The organism is Allobosea sp. P1_A7 (assembly GCF_056406775.1).
The window spans coordinates 1-668 of record NZ_JBFTZN010000640.1 but is presented as its reverse complement, the minus strand read 5'-3'; the positions used below and the strand labels follow the sequence as shown (position 1 = coordinate 668).

Annotated in this window: 1 protein-coding gene; it reads right to left on the bottom strand. The window is 66.5% G+C overall.

The annotated features are described in order from the left end of the window. Positions 1–668: porin (locus AC1D34_RS38170; RefSeq protein ID WP_476827103.1), on the bottom strand; the 668-nt coding region annotated here is incomplete at both ends.

The window sequence follows — 668 nt, the reverse complement described above, 5'->3', positions numbered from 1 at the left end:
TCGATGACGATGTCCGCAGCGGCGAGCGAGCCGAGGCGGCCGTAGCCATAGGTGCCGCCGTAGCCGAGGTAGGAGCCCATGCCCTCAGCGTAAGCTGCCTGCAACCACAGGACGTCGCCAGCGGCGAGCATCGGCAGGTTGAACTTCAGACCGCCCTGGATGGCCCAAGCGGTCTCGTCGCCGCCACGGATGATCGTGGTGTTGCCGATAGCGCCAACCGGGAAGCTGGCAACGTTACGCTGACCGATGGCACCCGACAGCTGAGCGGAGCCCCAGCCCTGGGTCACGTTCAACGCACCGACGAGGTCCGGATACTGGCTGCCCTCGAGGACCGGAGCAGCGCCGTTGAAGAGGACGGCGTTGCGGACGACCGCGTTACGGCCGGCCAGGCGGTCTTCGAGCGAGATCGTGGCCGAGAAGCCCGAGCCGAAGGTCGCGGTGTAGGCCAACAGGTTCGGGCTGTTGTCCGAGCCGCGGAGCGAGCTGAAGCCGAGGTCGTTGGCGTAGAAGTCGAAGAACGACTGCGCGCGACCAGCGGTGATCGGTCCGAACTGAATGAAGCCCTTATCGAGGCTGATGCCAGTCGTGTTGCTGTTGGCGCCAGCAGCGCCGTTGGCGAAGATCGCGCCGCCGTTCAGCGCGCCGTAGCCGTACGGGCCGGTCGAAAC